The sequence below is a fragment of the Novacetimonas cocois genome, assembly GCF_003311635.1.
Lineage (GTDB): Bacteria > Pseudomonadota > Alphaproteobacteria > Acetobacterales > Acetobacteraceae > Novacetimonas > Novacetimonas cocois.
Map to the genome: position 1 here is coordinate 63,585 of NZ_QEXL01000010.1, position 15,739 is coordinate 79,323.

The 15,739-nt window shown below is 64.8% G+C and carries 19 protein-coding genes; 5 read left to right on the forward strand and 14 right to left on the reverse strand.

The features are described 5' to 3' along the window. The first annotated feature begins 181 nt into the window (after positions 1-181). Positions 182-1,105 carry a LysR family transcriptional regulator gene (locus tag NJLHNGOC_RS08715; RefSeq protein WP_113596044.1) on the forward strand — a complete coding sequence of 308 codons (924 nt, stop codon included), beginning with the start codon at positions 182-184 and terminating at the stop codon, positions 1,103-1,105. Positions 1,106-1,343: 238 nt separating this feature from the next. Here the strand turns inward: NJLHNGOC_RS08715 and amaB are convergent, their stop codons facing one another. From amaB to NJLHNGOC_RS08740, 4 genes are all read right to left on the reverse strand, one after another. Next, entirely contained in the window at positions 1,344-2,858 is a 1,515-nt protein-coding gene (gene amaB / locus NJLHNGOC_RS08720; RefSeq protein ID WP_113596045.1) for an L-piperidine-6-carboxylate dehydrogenase, read from the reverse strand. A 46-nt stretch (positions 2,859-2,904) separates the two neighbouring features. Then, on the reverse strand, positions 2,905-4,191 hold the full coding sequence (locus NJLHNGOC_RS08725) for an NAD(P)/FAD-dependent oxidoreductase (RefSeq protein ID WP_113596114.1): 1,287 nt from the start codon (positions 4,189-4,191) through the stop codon (positions 2,905-2,907). 225 nt (positions 4,192-4,416) lie between these two features. Then, the gene (locus tag NJLHNGOC_RS08730; protein ID WP_113596115.1) at positions 4,417-5,325 is read right to left on the reverse strand and encodes a DMT family transporter; all 909 of its coding nucleotides are present in this window, start codon (positions 5,323-5,325) and stop codon (positions 4,417-4,419) included. 288 nt (positions 5,326-5,613) lie between these two features. Continuing rightward, positions 5,614-5,952, reverse strand: coding sequence for a carboxymuconolactone decarboxylase family protein (locus NJLHNGOC_RS08740; protein ID WP_110530222.1), 339 nt, complete (start codon positions 5,950-5,952; stop codon positions 5,614-5,616). Between the two features lie 82 nt (positions 5,953-6,034). Here NJLHNGOC_RS08740 and NJLHNGOC_RS08745 point away from each other — a divergent pair, with 82 nt between their 5' ends. Then, the gene (locus NJLHNGOC_RS08745; protein ID WP_113596047.1) at positions 6,035-6,241 is read left to right on the forward strand and encodes a hypothetical protein; all 207 of its coding nucleotides are present in this window, start codon (positions 6,035-6,037) and stop codon (positions 6,239-6,241) included. A 145-nt stretch (positions 6,242-6,386) separates the two neighbouring features. On the opposite strand, the gene NJLHNGOC_RS08750 is transcribed toward NJLHNGOC_RS08745, so the two are convergent. After that, complete coding sequence (locus NJLHNGOC_RS08750) at positions 6,387-7,343, reverse strand: ribokinase (RefSeq protein WP_239021430.1); 957 nt, start codon at positions 7,341-7,343, stop codon at positions 6,387-6,389. Positions 7,344-7,585: 242 nt separating this feature from the next. Here NJLHNGOC_RS08750 and NJLHNGOC_RS08755 point away from each other — a divergent pair, with 242 nt between their 5' ends. Continuing rightward, positions 7,586-8,104: a cell wall hydrolase gene (locus tag NJLHNGOC_RS08755; RefSeq protein ID WP_113596048.1), complete on the forward strand. Its 519-nt coding sequence runs from the start codon at positions 7,586-7,588 to the stop codon at positions 8,102-8,104. A gap of 177 nt (positions 8,105-8,281) precedes the next feature. Beyond that, positions 8,282-8,722 (forward strand): hypothetical protein, encoded by a 441-nt coding sequence (locus NJLHNGOC_RS08760; protein ID WP_113596117.1) that lies wholly within the window; start codon positions 8,282-8,284, stop codon positions 8,720-8,722. Between the two features lie 166 nt (positions 8,723-8,888). On the opposite strand, the gene NJLHNGOC_RS08765 is transcribed toward NJLHNGOC_RS08760, so the two are convergent. The 8 genes from NJLHNGOC_RS08765 to NJLHNGOC_RS08805 form a co-directional block, all read right to left on the reverse strand. Continuing rightward, positions 8,889-9,287 carry a GFA family protein gene (locus tag NJLHNGOC_RS08765; protein ID WP_113596049.1) on the reverse strand — a complete coding sequence of 133 codons (399 nt, stop codon included), beginning with the start codon at positions 9,285-9,287 and terminating at the stop codon, positions 8,889-8,891. 11 nt (positions 9,288-9,298) lie between these two features. Next, positions 9,299-9,766, reverse strand: a complete 468-nt coding sequence (locus tag NJLHNGOC_RS08770; RefSeq protein ID WP_133258710.1) for a hypothetical protein — start codon at positions 9,764-9,766, stop codon at positions 9,299-9,301. 256 nt (positions 9,767-10,022) lie between these two features. Further along, the gene (locus NJLHNGOC_RS15935) at positions 10,023-10,451 is read right to left on the reverse strand and encodes a hypothetical protein (RefSeq protein WP_165837896.1); all 429 of its coding nucleotides are present in this window, start codon (positions 10,449-10,451) and stop codon (positions 10,023-10,025) included. Between the two features lie 53 nt (positions 10,452-10,504). Continuing rightward, positions 10,505-11,143, reverse strand: coding sequence for a 5,6-dimethylbenzimidazole synthase (bluB, locus tag NJLHNGOC_RS08785; RefSeq protein ID WP_113596053.1), 639 nt, complete (start codon positions 11,141-11,143; stop codon positions 10,505-10,507). Continuing rightward, positions 11,140-11,916: a hypothetical protein gene (locus tag NJLHNGOC_RS08790; protein ID WP_133258713.1), complete on the reverse strand. Its 777-nt coding sequence runs from the start codon at positions 11,914-11,916 to the stop codon at positions 11,140-11,142. The genes bluB and NJLHNGOC_RS08790 overlap by 4 nt, the downstream gene beginning before the upstream one ends. Positions 11,917-11,970: 54 nt before the next feature. Next, a complete protein-coding gene (locus NJLHNGOC_RS08795) occupies positions 11,971-12,165 on the reverse strand; it encodes a hypothetical protein (protein ID WP_133258714.1) in 195 nt (64 codons plus the stop codon). 153 nt (positions 12,166-12,318) lie between these two features. Beyond that, entirely contained in the window at positions 12,319-13,197 is an 879-nt protein-coding gene (locus NJLHNGOC_RS08800; RefSeq protein WP_113596118.1) for an aldose 1-epimerase family protein, read from the reverse strand. A gap of 589 nt (positions 13,198-13,786) precedes the next feature. Next, the gene (locus tag NJLHNGOC_RS08805; protein ID WP_113596056.1) at positions 13,787-14,506 is read right to left on the reverse strand and encodes a Crp/Fnr family transcriptional regulator; all 720 of its coding nucleotides are present in this window, start codon (positions 14,504-14,506) and stop codon (positions 13,787-13,789) included. Between the two features lie 106 nt (positions 14,507-14,612). Here NJLHNGOC_RS08805 and NJLHNGOC_RS15670 point away from each other — a divergent pair, with 106 nt between their 5' ends. Then, complete coding sequence (locus tag NJLHNGOC_RS15670) at positions 14,613-14,906, forward strand: hypothetical protein (protein WP_133258715.1); 294 nt, start codon at positions 14,613-14,615, stop codon at positions 14,904-14,906. On the opposite strand, the gene NJLHNGOC_RS08810 is transcribed toward NJLHNGOC_RS15670, so the two are convergent. After that, positions 14,900-15,556: a TetR/AcrR family transcriptional regulator gene (locus tag NJLHNGOC_RS08810; protein WP_165837897.1), complete on the reverse strand. Its 657-nt coding sequence runs from the start codon at positions 15,554-15,556 to the stop codon at positions 14,900-14,902. The genes NJLHNGOC_RS15670 and NJLHNGOC_RS08810 overlap by 7 nt on opposite strands. Positions 15,557-15,739: the final 183 nt, after the last annotated feature.

A 15,739-nucleotide genomic window follows, 5' to 3' on the forward strand; every position in this document is an offset into this window, starting at 1 on the left:
CAGTGACATGATGGGGCGCACCTATATCCCATCGGCGCAGGGGGTAACAGTGTGCAATAATGGCACCAGCCATCGCGCCAGCCGATGCGCCGCCGGCGTTCCCGTGACGGTCCGGCGTGACGGGCGGACGGGAATGCCATATCATCGCCGCCGGTGTTCCTGACGTGGACGGTGTGGCGACGTGGCGCTGGCAAGACGGTTTCTCCCCTCGATTTCGCTGCTCTGTTCGTTCGAGGCGGCGGCCCGTCACCAGAACTTCACCACGGCGGCGACCGAACTGCACCTGACGCAAAGCGCCATCAGCCGCCATATCCGCGCGCTGGAGGCACAGCTTGGCGCGGAACTGTTCATCCGCGAACGCCAGACCGTGCGCCTGACCATCGCGGGCGAGGTCTATGCCCGTGAAATCCGCGAGGCGCTGAAACACATCTCCACCGCGACGCTGGGCTTTCGCGCCAGCCCCAGTGGCGGCACCTTCAACCTTGCGGTGCTGCCGACCTTTGGCGCGCGATGGCTGGCCCCGCGCGTGCCCGTGTTCCAGCGGCTGCATCCGGACATCACCATCAACCTGTTCACCCGTCCCGTCCCGTTTGAATTCGCGGCGGAAATGCTGGACGCGGCCATCCATTACGGCCTTGCCGACTGGCCGGGGGCAGAGATGGAATTCCTGATGCATGAACAGGTCGTCCCGGTGTGCAGCCCCGACATGGCGGGACATTTCCACTTTCGCGCCCCGGCGGACCTGCTGCGCGCGCCGCTGCTGCATCTGGTGTCGCGGCCCGATGCGTGGGAACGCTGGTTCCATGCCCATGATGTCGATGCGCGCCAGATTCATGGCATGCTGTGCGATCAGTTCGCGACCATCACGCAGGCGGCGCGCGCGGGCGCGGGGCTGGCGCTGCTGCCGCGCTTCCTGATTGCGGAAGAACTGTCGCGCGGCGAACTGGTGGAGGTCGCGCCCCCCGCGCCGCACATGGCGGAGGAAGCCTATTACCTCGTCTGGCCCGTCAACCGCGCACGCTACGCCCCGCTGGTGGCGTTCCGCGACTGGCTTCGCGGCGAAGCGGCGGATCCCCGACAGGTCATGGTGTCCAGAGGTCCGTGACCTCTGGTGGGGGTTCGGGGGCAAAGCCCCTGAATGTGTGACGCCATTGCGTGCGGGGATATCCGGGCGCTGCCCGGACCCGGCAGGGAGCGCGGCTCCTTGCACCCTGATACCTGAAGGGCAGGCCCGGGAAAGGCATCGAAAGGCAACGCCCGGAGGTTTCTGCCGTTTCAGGTCATGGTGTCCAGAGGTCCGCGACCTCTGGCGGGGTGCAGGGGCAGCGCCCCTGCGTATGGCCTCAGCCCACGTCGAACTTCACGCCCTGCGCCAGCGGCAGGGTGCGGCCGTAATTGATGGTGTTCGTCTGACGGCGCATATAGCCGCGCCATGCGTCGGATCCGGATTCGCGGCCGCCGCCGGTCTCCTTCTCCCCGCCGAACGCCCCGCCGATTTCCGCGCCGGATGGGCCGATATTGACGTTGGCGATGCCGCAGTCGGACCCGGCGGCGGACAGGAACTGCTCCACCTCCAGAAGGTTGGTGCCGAAGATGGAGGAGGACAGGCCCTGCGGCACGTCGTTCTGCAGCGCGATCGCCTGGTCAAGGTCGCTGTATTTCAGCACGTACAGGATCGGGGCGAAGGTTTCCTCCACCACCGGGCCGACCTGCGCGGGCATTTCCACCAGCGCGGGGCGGACATAGAACGATCCCGGACCGTTGACGTCCACGCGTTCGCCGCCATGGACGGTGCCGCCGGCGGCTTTCGCGGCCTTCAGGCTGTCCTGCATCGCGGTGAACGCGGCCTGATCAATCAGCGGACCGACCAGCGCGTCGCCGGTGACGGGGCAGCCGACGGAAATGTTCGCGTACACCTGCTTCAGCTTCCCGATCAGGGCGTCATACACGCTTTCATGCACGATCAGGCGGCGCAGCGTGGTGCAGCGCTGTCCCGCCGTGCCCATCGCGCCGAACGCCACCGCGCGCAGCGTCAGGTCAAGGTCGGCCGACGGCGTGACGATGGAGGCGTTGTTGCCGCCGAGTTCAAGGATGGAACGGCCAAAGCGGCGCGCCACGCGTTCGCCCACGATACGGCCCATGCGGGTCGATCCGGTGGCGGAAATGACCGGCAGGCGCCCGTCATCGACCAGCATCTGCCCGATCGCGCCATCACCGATGACCAGCGCCGACAGCCCGGCCGGCGCATCCGCGCCAAAGCGGCGCAGGGCCTCGTCAAACAGGGCATGGGTGGCAAGGGCGGTCAGCGGGGTCTTTTCCGACGGCTTCCAGATGCACGGGTCGCCACACACCAGCGCCAGCGCCGCATTCCACGACCACACGGCGACGGGGAAGTTGAAGGCGGAGATGATGCCGACCACGCCCGCGGGGTGCCACTGCTCGATCAGGCGGTGGTCGGGGCGTTCGGACTGGATCGTCAGGCCGTAAAGCTGGCGCGACAGGCCGACGGCGAAGTCGCAGATGTCGATCATTTCCTGGACTTCGCCCTGTCCTTCCGACACGACCTTGCCCGCCTCGAACGAGACGAGACGGCCCAGCGCCTCCTTGTTTTCACGCAGGACGTTGCCCAGGATGCGCACCAGTTCGCCACGCCGGGGGGCGGGCATCCTGCGCCATGCGACAAAGGCGTCGGCGGCGCGGGCGATCACGCCCTCCACTTCTTTGACGGACACGGTGGGAACGCGCGCGATCTCCTCCCCCGTGATGGGGGTGCGCACGATCAGGTCGCCGCCGGTATAGGCCTCACGCGGGACGCCGAGCTTCTGCAAAAGGGCATGTACGTCGGATACGATGGTCATATGTCTTCCTGTTTCTTCAGTCCTGTGCGGGATGTGCGCGCGGCGGCTACAGCCATCCCGTCCCGGCGTGGGCAACGGCCGAGCCCACGGTATAAAAGGCCTCGCGCGCCGCGCGGGCGCGGGCCGGCTGCGTCGTGCTGCGGGGCAGGGGCATCTGGGCCATGGTGATCTGGCCGCATATCAGTTGCGCCAGCACCATGCCAAAGGCCGTCCCCGGTGAAATCCCCCGCCCGTTATAGCCGCTGATGGACACCACGTTGGGCGCCAGCTGATGGAAACGCGGCACCGCGTCGGTGGTCATGCCGATGCTGCCGTACCATTCGGTTTCAAAGGGTTCGTGCTTCAGCTGCGGGAAAATCCGGCCCAGCGCCCGGCGTCCCCACGCATGGTGGATGGCCCGCCCCGCGCGGTCAAGGGCGCCGACGCTGCCAAGGACCATGCGGCCCGCCTGGTCCAGCCGGAACGAGGTCAGGATTTCGCGCGTGTCCCATGCGCCCTGCCGCTGGGGCAGGATCGTCTCCAGCAGCCGGGGGGGAAGGGGACGCGTGGCAAGGTTGAAATACGGAAGGTGGACCAGTTCCGCGCGCAGTTCGGGCCACATGTTGGTGGTATAGGCATTGGTTGCCACGATGATCCAGCGCGCGCGCACCGACCCGCCGCCGCTGGTGCGCAGGTGCCACCATTCGCCCGCCTGCTGCGCGCCGGTGACGCGGGTATGGGTGTGGATGCGCGCCCCCGCCCCGATCGCGGCGCGCGCCAGCCCCCGGGCATAGGCCAGCGGCTGTATCGTGCCCGCGCGTTCATCCAGAAGCGCGCCGGTATAGGCGGTGCTGCCGATATGGCGCGCGGCCTCGGTCGCGTCCATCAGGCGCACCGGCGCGCCAAGCGCCTGCCACTGGCGTTCGCGTTCGCGCAGGTTTTCCAGCCCGCCATTCCCCACGGCGCAGTGCAGGGTGCCGGTCGGCGTGGCCTCGCACGCGATGGCGTGTTTTTCCACCAGGTCGAACACCAGACGCGGCCCGTTGCCCAGCAGGTCCAGCACGCGCCGGCCCATCGTCGCCCCCAGCGTCGCCATCAGGTCCTGCGGCATGACCCACAGCCCCGCATTCACCAGCCCGACATTGCGACCCGACCCGCCAAAGCCGATTTCCTCGGCCTCCAGCACCACGACATCGTGCGATTCCTGCGCAAGGTGCAGCGCCGCCGACAGCCCGGTATAGCCCGCGCCGATGATGGCGACATCGGTATCCACATGTCCGTACAGAAGCGTCGTCGATGGCGCGGGTGGCGCGGTCAGTTCCCAAAGACCGTGACTGCGCGGGTCGTTCTGCATGCACATTCCCCCTGTGGCCGTCGCCCTGTGGCCGTGATGTTCAGGCCATGAGTTCCGGGGGCCGGTTTTCCTGTGGCCCCGCCGGTTTCATGGCCGCGGCGGGGGGAGGGTATTTTCGATCGGATGCGGTGCAAAACGATATTCGGAACTGTAGTCATTCCAATCCGGAATGACCTGTCATCGCCCGCGCATCGCCTTGTGGCCCGACCGCGATGGCGGGGCGCGTCATTCCCCGCCCGGCGGCAGCCGTCGCACCGGCGCGCGGCCCAGCGTGTTGGCAAGGAACACGCCCGCCATCACCACGCCGCCGCCCAGCAGGGTGCGCGGTTCCGGGACCTCGTGCACCAGCACGAACGATTCCACCAGCGTGACAGGCGGCAGCAGGTACAGCAGCCCCGACGCCCGCGCGACGCCCATTTCGCCCACGACCCATGTCCATGCCGCGTACCCGACAAAGGCCGGCAGGACGCCAAGCTGCAGGATCCCGAGCCTGCCCATCACCGGCATGTGCGGCACGGTCGCCAGCGCGCGGGGCAGCCACGGCAGCAGGACAAGCGCGCCGACGATCAGCACGTATGCCGTCGTGTTCATCGCGCCATATGTCTGGATCAGGCGTTTCTGCATCGTGGTGTAAAGCGCGCTTGCCAGTGCCGCGCCAAGGACAAGCGTCGTGCCGGACCCAAAGGACAGTCCCCCCGGTTCGCCCCCCGCGATGGTGATGACGCCCGCAAAGCTGATGAGCGAGCCTGCCCATCCCCACGGCGTCAGCCGTTCGCCCATCACCGCCACGGCGATGGCGGCGGCCATCAGGGGCGCGGAACTGATGAGCAGGCTGGCCGCCCCGGCGGAAACGCTGAGTTCGCCGGTATTGAACAGCACGTTGTACAGGCTGATGCCGATGCCCCCGCACGCGACAAGGCGCGGGATGTCGGCCATGCGCGGCAGCGGCGCGCGCTTTGCCAGCAGCCACACCACCGACAGCAGCGCGGCGATGGCATAGCGCACGGCGGCCAGGGGCACCGGCGCGATATCGTGCATGACGATGCGGACGATGGGATAGGCGCTGCCCCATGACAGCAGGGCCACGCTGGCCCACAGGGCAACCAGTCGGGGATGGCGAAGGCGTATGGTCATGGCGCACAGGGATATGCCCGCGCCCGCCCGCAGGCAACCGGCCATATGCACCTGCCGCCATGTTTATGACCGCACGATCGCGATAGCAGGACGGGACCGGCGGGTTCATCCCGTGACCGTAAAGAAGTTTTTGGTAAAGCTTTTTGCAAAAAGCTTTGAAAGACGTCGCCTTTTTAAAAAAAGGCGACACCCAGAAACTTTTGTTTGTTGTTTTCAAACGGTTCCCCGGCAGGACACCGCCTTCATGAAAAAAGGCGGTGTCCTGAAACGGTTTTCAGGGCGAGGGGATCAGCCCTTCAGCGCGTCCACCGCATCAAGGATGCGCGCGGAATAGACAAGGGCCGCGCCCGCGTTCATCGCCACGGCCACGCCCAGGGCCTCGGCAATTTCCTCCCGCGTGGCGCCGGCCTTGACCGCTTCGGCCGAATGGACGGTGATGCAGCCATCGCAACGCGTCGTCGCCGCGACCGCAAGGGCGATCAGTTCCCGCGTTTTCGCATCCAGATGCCCGGTTTTCGCCCCGGCCTCGCTGGCGGTGACGACGCCCTCCACCGTGCCGGGCGACAGGGTCGCGACCTTGCCAAATCCCTGTTCCAGCTGCGTGCGATAGGTGTTCCAGTCCATCATCATGGGGCTTGTTCCTCTGGTGGTCGGGGTGGTTGCGATCCCGCCCGCGCGTGGCCGGGCGGGACATCGTTAAGGCACGTCCATGGCGGTTTCCCGCCATGCCGCCATCATGGCGACGGTCCGGTCGGGACATGGCAATGTTGCCCGCCGCCGCGTCGCCCTGTCGTGCATGGTGGACATCCCGGCAACCGCGCGTTCCGGCGGTTCGTGCGTGGGAAAGGGGAGTGGATGCCTGCCCCTCCCCATCTGTGCCGCCCGTACCGGGCTGGCGGGGCCGACGGCGGCGTAACCGCCATGCGCGGATCGGGCGTCCGGTCCGTTGCATCAGGATGCGGCGGGTGCGTGCTTCATCCCGTCAAGCCTACCGACCGGGGAAGGGGCAGGGAATTCACTTTGGCGTGCAACCCGCCCGCGACATCGGGCCACGGGGCCGCCTATTCCCGCGCCAGCAGTTCCTCCACCTCGGCCGCCGTGGGGGCGGCGTCCGCAGCGCCGGGGCGTGTCGTCGCCAGCGCGCCACAGGCCGCCGCGTACCGCACGGCCCGGTCCATCGGCGCGCCCGCCGCCAGCATCCGCGCCAGCCCCGCCCCGAAACAGTCGCCCGCCGCGACGCTGTCGATGGCCGTGACCGCAAAGGGCGGGACAAACCCCGATGCGCCGTCGCGGGTGGAATGGAACACGCCGCGTGCGCCCATCTTGATGATCGCGCATTCCACGCCCCGCCCGTGCAGGATATCCGCCGCCGCGCGGGCGCTGTCGGCATCGGTGGGCAGCACGCCGGTCAGGGCCTGCGTCTCCGTCTCGTTCGGGGTCATGACGGTGGCGAGCGTGAACAGCGCGTCGGGGATGCCATCGGGCGGGACGGGGGCGGGATCGACAATGATGACGATGTCATGCGCCCGTGCCTGATCGCAGATGCGCACCACGATGTCGGCCGGGATTTCCATCTGCACCATCAGCACCCGCGCCCCGTCCAGCACGCGGGCCAGGCCGGGCACGTCATCGGGATGCAGGGCCATGTTGGCGCCGCCATGAACAAGGATCTGGTTTTCGCCCGCGTCGTTGACGGTGATGAAGGCGCGTCCTGTCCCGCCCCCCTGCTGCACCCGCACGAAACGGGTGCCGACCCCCGCATCCGACAGGGCGTCGCGCGCCACCTGCGCCAGCGGGTCATCACCCATCTGTCCCGCCAGTTCGACCGGCATGCCCAGACGCGCCACGGCAATGGCCTGATTCGCGCCCTTGCCACCCGGCCCGGTCGTCGTGTCGCGGACATGCATCGTCTCCCCCGGGTGGGGGAAATGCGCGACGCGGCAGACGAAATCGACATTGATGCTGCCAACGATGGCGACATGGCCCGGCGGGCGAGCATCCATGGGGGACATGGTCATGAAAGAAGGTCCTGTCATGGGAAAGGGAGGTGGGGATCATATACCATCGGCAGGGATGTCTGCTTGCGCCTTCATCTGAGATGGAAAACACCTCGGCATTATTCCTTAAAGCGGACATGGTAACCGCCTGTCGGCTAAACATTCTCATACTCAGGAGTACATATACGATGATTCTTGATACCTTATCAGGAACAAATTAGAAACATTTGAAGATGCAATAACATTCGGGAAAGGCAGGCGGCATGTCCTCCTTAAAACCTGCTTTTGGTCGTTCGTCTTCTTCTCTGTCCTGTTCTCATGATGAAAAACTTGCCAGGAAAAATATTGAGGATCTCGCCCGTATTATCGCTTCGGAAGCCAGTAATTCGAATGAGACAGCACAACTCATGGTCGGGTGGACAGTCATCAACAGGATGAAGCGCCGTCATCTCAAGTCGGTGTCAACTGTCTGGCAGCACGGCAACTATGCACACAATCAGTCCGGCACGGCCATGAGTCGACGTATCGCAGCAAGCCTGCTGTCTGGTCAGGCACCTGATATCAGCCAGGGCGCGACCCTTTTCTATTCGCCAATCAGTATGCCAAAGGAGAAAGAAACAGATCTCTCCAAGTATGATACTCAAAGAGGATTGGAAACAGTTGATGGGGTAAGCAAAAACGGAAAACCCATCAGGAATTATGTTCCAAGCTGGGCCTATCCCGCGAGACGCATCTTTACGCCAGGCATTCCAGAATACAAATTCAAGTTCTATAAAGAGTAACAAGATATGCGATATCTATTCCTTCTTTTGTCATTTCTGATGGTAATGCCTGCCGCCCTCGCAGACACATTATCCCCTGCGCCGGTAAATGTTCCCATCCCCTCCACGTTCGAAGCGCTGGAAGGGGCCGCAGCACAAGCCAAGGCCTTGCATTGTAGGACGGAAGACTGCAAGTCCATGATCCTTCTCGATTATCTTGTCCGTAATGCAGCACTTTATCAGGCAGGCGAGGCAAACGGTATTGCCAGCATTACGGGAACAGGTCGGCTTGTAAGGGCAGGAAAGCGGCTTGATGCACATCTCCTCAATCATCGTGGACTCTATGCGCCATTTTGTGCATTTTCTGTAAAATATCTTGATATCATCAGGAAAGGCAAGGAACCCTACGACTCACTCTATGCTGGTATGGTTCCCACCCAAATATTCCTGAGCGCGGTTGATATGGACCTGCGCAATGGCGGCCACTGTGCAGAAAAAGTTGCCCCTTTTTACAGAACCGAGGCTGAACATGCCAATACTGACTATGTCGCCAGTATGTGCGCGGGTGGTTTTGAAAATCATAACCGTCCCGAGGCCGCCTGTAATATTATCAGGAACAATATGGCACCGGGCAAATAGACATCTCGACCCTGAACCCGGTTGCTGGAAGGCGTTTGCTGTCTGCGGTGCGATGCTACCTGTCAGCTTCCGGTATTCAGGAATCCCATAGCCGACCTTCCGCTCACTACCGCCAAACCGCCATGCCTGCGAACACCACGATCCCCCGCAGCAGGCCGACGGCGTGTCATGACGTCGCGGGGATATCCTCCACGTCGATGCACCAGCGTGCCTTTGACGTGCTGAAGATCTGGTGGCGCGGCGTCAGGCCCGGATCGGTGTCCAGGGTACCGGCCGGTACGATCATGCGCGTTCCGTCGCGCGTGCGATGTGGCAGTGGCGTGTGACAGGTGGCGCATGTCGCGGTGGCGAAGCTGCGGGCCGTGGGCAGGTCCCACCGCTGCACCTGTTTCGCGCCGGTGCGCCAGTGCAGGTCGGCGGGGCGGACGATCAGGTTGGCGGCAAAGGACGAACCGCTGGCCTTGCGGCAGCGGCTGCAGTGGCACAGCACGAAATCCAGCGGCGGCGCGGTGATTTCGTATTCGACGCCGCCACACAGGCAGCTTCCGGTAATGGTCGTGTCCATGGCGTTGTGTCCTATCCCTTCCACAGGGGGCCGGGCATTTCATCGTAATGGTCCATCAGCATGTCCAGCAGCAGCGCCAGCGCGCCGGCGACATGTGTCTGTTCCGTGCCGAAATGGCTGGCGATGGCGGGCATGGAACGTCCCTCCACCATCAGCAGGATCAGCAGTTTCTCGCACCGGCCACCGATGGCGGCGCGGATGTATTTGTACCGCTCGATCGCGCCCAGCCGGCTGCGGGACGGTCCATCATGTGTCGTGCGGCCACGCGGGTCGCGTTCCATGAAGGGGTCGTTGTGGCCCATGAACCCGATCATGTAATCGGTGGCCCAGAATTCGGCGGTGATGGCGTGCGCGTCCGCGATGGCCCCGCTGCGCCGCAACGCCGCAAGCGCGGGACGCCTGTCATAGACCGCCGCGACATCAGGCAGGCACGATGATGAGAATGAAGGCGGGTGGCAGGACGGAACGGCAGCCGACACGCGGGAACTCTCCAGACTGGGGCAGGACCGGCGGGGGCCGGGCGCGAGCATTTCAGCGTATCATACCTGTGATCGATATGCGATGGCGTCGCGCCCACCCGCATCGCGTCACAGTCGCCCATGAAACATCCATTATATTGTAAAGAAGTTTTTGGTGAAGCTTTTTGCAAAAAGCTTCGAAAGACGTCACCTTTTTGAAAAAAGGCGACACCCAAAAACTTTTATTCATATCAGAAGGTTATTCCGCTCCCCCCGCTCATGGCGCGGGATGGCCCGCCTGCATCTGCTGGCGCACGCGCGCCTCTTCCCGCTCGAAATGCGACCAGTCGCGGGCATAGGGGTCCTCGCCCCGCTGCACCGGGCCGCCTTCTTCCGTGCGCCTTTCCGCGCCGGTGGCGTGCGGGTCCTCCAGCTCGGGCGCGGGGCGGTTCATGTCCGCGCGGGCCGCGCGGTCGGCGGCGGCCCCGGCGGCCCATGACGCGCGCGCGCCGTCACGTTGCGCGCGCATGTGCGACAGCGTGTCGTGCCACGCGCCCGCGCCCGATTGCGACTGCTGGTGCATGATGCCCGCCATGGGGGAGGAAACCGCGCCGGGCCATCCGGCATTTCCCCATGCCTGTGCCCGCGCGGCGGTGGCGCAGGCCGACAGGACCGTGGCGAGGGCCGCGATCGCGCCGATGGACATTGTGCCGATGGAACAGGGAACGTGACGTCCGGCGCGGCATGTGCGCGGCGCGTTCAGCGTTCGATCCAGTGCTGGCGTTCGGGGGCGCGGCGTTCCCACCCGCGCCGTTGCAGTTCCGGCGTATCGGACGGGTCCTGCGGATAACCCACGCACAGATAGGCCACCAGTTCCCAGCCCGGATCGACGTCAAGCATGGCGCTGACCCGTGCCGGGTCGATGATGGAAACCCACCCCACGCCCACGCCCGCCACCGTCGCCGCCAGCCAGAAGGTGTGGATGGCCATGACGGTGGACCATGTGGTGGTCTGCGGCATGGTGCCACGCCCCAGCCCGCGTCCCTGTGCCGGGTCGTTGTCCGAAAATACCGCGACATGGTGCGGCGCATCGTCCAGCCCCGCCAGCTTCAGCCGCGCGTAATCGCTGGCGTCCGACCCGTCGCGCGCGGCCAGGGCACGGGCGTTGCAGTGCGCGAAATCGTCACGCACCGCGCGCCGCCGCGCCGGGTCGTCCACCCGGACGAAGCGCCACGGCTCGCTCAGCCCCACCGACGGGGCAAGGCAGGCCGTCGCCAGCAGCCCGTCAAGGACGGGGCCAGGGACGCGGTCGCGCCGGAAATGCCGCACGTCGCGCCGCCAGCGCAGCAGGTCGTGGAATTCGGCGTCAAAGGCGGGGGAAAAGCCGGGCGGGGTCATGGCCGTATCCTTTGCAGCGGATCCTCCGCCGTGAGTCCGCGATGGGCATAGGACGTCTCCTCCCCCTGGGCGGGGTCATTCGGGGCCGGGCCGGTGAAGCCCACGTCCTCCCAGAATCCGCTCGCCACCTCATGCAGTTCGTCGAAACTGGCCTTGTACCAGTCCACCTGCGTTGCGGTGCGGCCGGTGATGGTGAATTTCATGAAGACCGTCTTCTGGCCCGCGCCATACATCCAGCTGTCCTGCGAGGCGAATTCGAAGTGGCAGAGGTCGGAATGGCCAAAACGCTGAAAGGCGTGATCGACCACGATGGGGGCCAGCTCTTCCGCCGTGACGCGCATGTAGTAATTCGTCCGCCGCCGCAGCATGGTGGCATCGACGTTATCCAGGATGCCCATGCTGTCCAGCACCTTGGCGCTGCCGGCGAAACGCCCGGCGTCGAAGCTGACGCGCACCGTGCAGCGCCCGAACGTCCCGTTGCCGGTCACGCTCATCCCGAACTGCGCATATTCGCCAAGTCCGGGGATCTCGCTCGCCGCGCGGGCGGCGGGGGAAGGCAGCATGGTCACGCCCGTGATCAGGACACTCCCCATGAACAGCGTCAGCGCGCCCGCAGCGGGGCGGCGGCGAAAGGGCTGTCCCATCAGGTGCGCCCGTGCCTGTTTCGATCGGTCACGCCGGTTTTCTCCTCCCCCGATGCAGATTGCAAAAACAGATGTGGCGGCGCATCGCTGCGCCGCCACCATTATGGCATCATGGACAGGGAAAAGCATTATCCGATGCGCCATATCGCGCCGGCGTGCCCGTCGGGACGCCGGACGCGGCGTTCAGGCGCGCCCGGTCGCCTCGATCGCCGTGCGGGCGGACTCCGGCACCGCGACGCTGTTGAGCGTCGCGATTTCCATCATGCCGCGACGTTTGAAGGCGGCGGCGAACCATGCGGCGATGCTGTCGCCCGCATGGCGGGTCTGCTGCGTGCCGGGGGGGAGGCCGGTGGCGGGGACAAGGTGAAAAGTACCCATCTGAGTGATTTCCATGAGCCTTGGCGGGCACGATTGCCGCAAGCTGCTCCTGCGGCGGACGCTACGCCTGATTCAGCCCCGCGCAATATGATATTTTCGCAGCGGTCGGCCCCGTCCCATGATGTTTTTGCAGGGCTGTCGCCGGACCCTTTCTCAGACCGGGGCGACAGACCATTCCGCGTGCCATTCCTGTCCGGGCGGCAGGTGGAACAGGCCGGGCTTTTTCGCGAATTCGCCGCTGAAATCCTGCGGGCTGGTCATGCCGTACCACGGTTCGATGCACAGGAAATCCGCCCCCGGCTTCATCCACAGGCCCAGCTGGCGGAATCCCTTCCACGTCACGCGCAGGCCGGGGCCGTTGATGATGCGATAGGTCAGGCCGTGGCTGGCGGGATGGTCCAGGATCAGCGCGTCCGCCGTGAACAGATCCTCGGACAGGGGCAGCTCGCGGCCCCGGATCGGGGTGGGGAACAGGTCGGGCGACAGCAGGCCGCCGCTGATCCGGCGGACCTTTTCGGGTTCGGGATGGTCGAATTCGATGACATGGTCGGTCTTTGCCACGCCGGGACGCAGCGGCCAGACAAAGGCGGGATGCGCCCCCAGCGACGCCGACAGCGTGCGCGCCGGGTCGGGATTGATGACGCGGTACGTCACCGTCAGCCCGCCATTGGCGATGCGGTATCCGATCTTCAGCCTGAAGGCGGATGGGAAAAGGGCGCGCGTGCGGTCATTGTCCGACAGTTCCAGCACGCAGCTGTCGGCATTGCGTTCGATCCAGCGGAAATCCATGTCGCGGGCAAAGCCATGCTGCGTGATGCGATACGGACGGCCATCGAACACCGCCGTGTCATTGTCCAGCCGCCCCACGATGGGGAACAGCACCGGCGAATGGCGTTTCCAGGCCGGCCCGGCATCCCACAGCAGGTCGCAGCCCGCCACCGCGTCACGCAGGGCGCACAGTTCCGCCCCGTGCAGGTTCACCGTGGCGCGCAGGCGGGTATCGCCAAAGCTGTGACTGACGTCGTGGTTCATCATGTGTTTCCTTCTGTCATGCGCATCCTGCGCGTCGGGAACAGGATGCCCGATTCCCCCGCTCCCTCGCCAGCGTCGTCGCGGCAGGGGTGACGTGCATGTGGGGTGACGTGCGCGTGCCCCGCCCATGCCATCCGGGCCATGCGCGCGGGCGGCGCGCCCCGTGCGGACGCCGATGACCGGGGATGGGGAAAACGGGTGACGGGTCATGTGATTCCACCCCGCACGAAAGGGGGTGGACATAGCTGCCATCACGAGTCGTTGCCGCTTCGCCAGCCGTCGCGCCACGGGTGTGGATTCTTTTTGACAATGGGGACTCGTATATTGGCCTGTCAGGCCATATAACCGTTCCCTTTTTCGCAGGCGATACGATTCCTTGGCTGTTTTCCGCCATTTTTCAGAGTCGCGTTTCCAGCCGCCGCCCATCCGTTTCCCACAGATTCCGGGAGAGGTCTGTGGATAACTTTGTGTATAGTTTGTCGGTCATGGGGATCGCGGGGGGTATCGCGCCGTATTTCCCGCTTTGTTCCCCGGCGGTGTTCCACCTGTGTTCGTGGACGGCCCGACAGGCGCGCGGCAGCCGCGTTGCCTACAGGATCGTGCAGGCCATGGAGGCAAGGCGCGAGGGCGCGAGAAGCCGTACTTCCTGACGGGAACGGTGGATCATCTTTTCCTGATGGAAAATGCTCATCAGCCGCGACACCGTCTCGGTGGACAGGCCCAGATAGTCCGCGATGTCGGCGCGCGACATCTGGAGCGAGAACGGAAGGTGGACGTTGGCGCCGTTATTGCGCGTGGCCTCGCGCAGCAGGAAGGAGGCCAGCTTCTCCCGCGCGGTCTTGCGCCCCAGCGCCAGCAGGCGTTCCTGGATCGTCACCAGCTGCGCCGTCGTTTCCTCCAGCAGGCGCGACAGGATGTCGGGCGCGTTGACCAGTATGTCCTCGAACATCGTGCGGCTCAGCCGGTTGACCGTGACATCGGTGATCGCCTCCGCCCGGAACATGTAAAGTTCCTGCGAACTGGTGCCCAGGATGTGCCCCGCGCCGACAAAGCCGACGATCTGGCTGCGCCCGTTGGGCATGGATTTCGACAGTTTCACCGTGCCGCGCCGCACGAGGAAGGTGTAATGGGCGGTGGCACTTTCCTCGATGATGATGCTTCGGGGGGCGAAGCGTGCCTCCCGGCAGGTGGCGTGGTGCTTGGTGCAGAAATTCACGATGTCGTGGCACAGGCGGTCAGGCATGGGGGAAAGCGACGGCAGGCCGGTGTGATCCGCCGGGGAATGGTGATGGGAAAGGGGAGGCGTCACGATGCTGTCTTCTTCTGCCTGGGGAAAGGGGGAGCATGCCTTTCATGGCGGTGGCGCGTCTTCTGTTCCTGTTGTCGCTGGATGATGCGGACCCGCGGGCCGCGCCATGCCGGACATCGCAAGCATCCTGGGCGCCCTGTCGCCCCACTGGCGGCAGGAAAGGGAGGAAATCGACCACGGACAGACCTCTGGATATCAGCATCGTGCCTGTAATGTGTCAATAAAATATGTATTTTTATTTAAGGATTTTCGGAACATACCTGCCCGGGTAAAACGGATTTTAAGAAAAAAGCCGTTTTTCCAGCCGCCGCCCGGTAACGTGCTGTTACATCGGCATGATTATCAGGGCGCGACCCCGCACGGATGGCAGGGGGTGGCGGTTGCCTGCGGACCTCAGTGACCGAACGCGCAGGCCGTGGTCTGGCGCCGGGTCAGGGGATTGTGGGTGAACAGGTCGATGATCCGTTCGACGAAGTCCTGGATCCTCGTGTCGTTTTCATGCGGCACGTTGACATGGCCGTGGGCGATCATTCCCGCAAGGCCGTGGGCCATGGCGAAAATGCAGTGCCCGATATGGGCCGTGTCCCGCGCGGGGGGCTCGGGGTCGGTCTCGTCCGATTCGATCCGGGGGAATTCCTCCCCCTCCACCAGCGCGCGCAGGCGGTCGAAGGTGCGCTGCGTCGCCGCGTCATAACGGGAATGCTGCGCCGAATCGGTCAGGTAGCCGAACACCACGCGATAGAGCTGCGTATGGCGGCAGGCGAATTCGACATAATGCGTCACCGTGCGCTTCAGGGCGTCATGGCGGTTGGGGCTGCGGCGGGCGATATGGCCGATCGTGGTGGCAAAATCCTCCAGGCAGTCGGCCGCGATTTCCAGAAGCAGCGTATTGAGCGAATCGTAATGATTGTAGAAATTGGCTGGCGCGACCCGTACCTCGCGCGTCAGGCGGCGGACCGACAGATCCTCCAGCCGTTCCGTCTGCAGGATGCGCAGCGTGGTCAGCCGCAGATCTTCCGCCACATTGCCCTTGTGATAGGCGCGCACCATCGGACGCGGCCATGAGGAAGCCGGGCTTTTTTCAGATATCACATCTCTGGCAGCGGATTTTTGCATGTTGGTAACTTTGCGTGACCTTGCGTCCGGGTATCCTGTAACGCCTGCGGGAACGGATGTTTGCCTGCGCCTTGTCCTGTTTATATGCCAGCATATGGCGCGGCCGTCGTCTGCTTC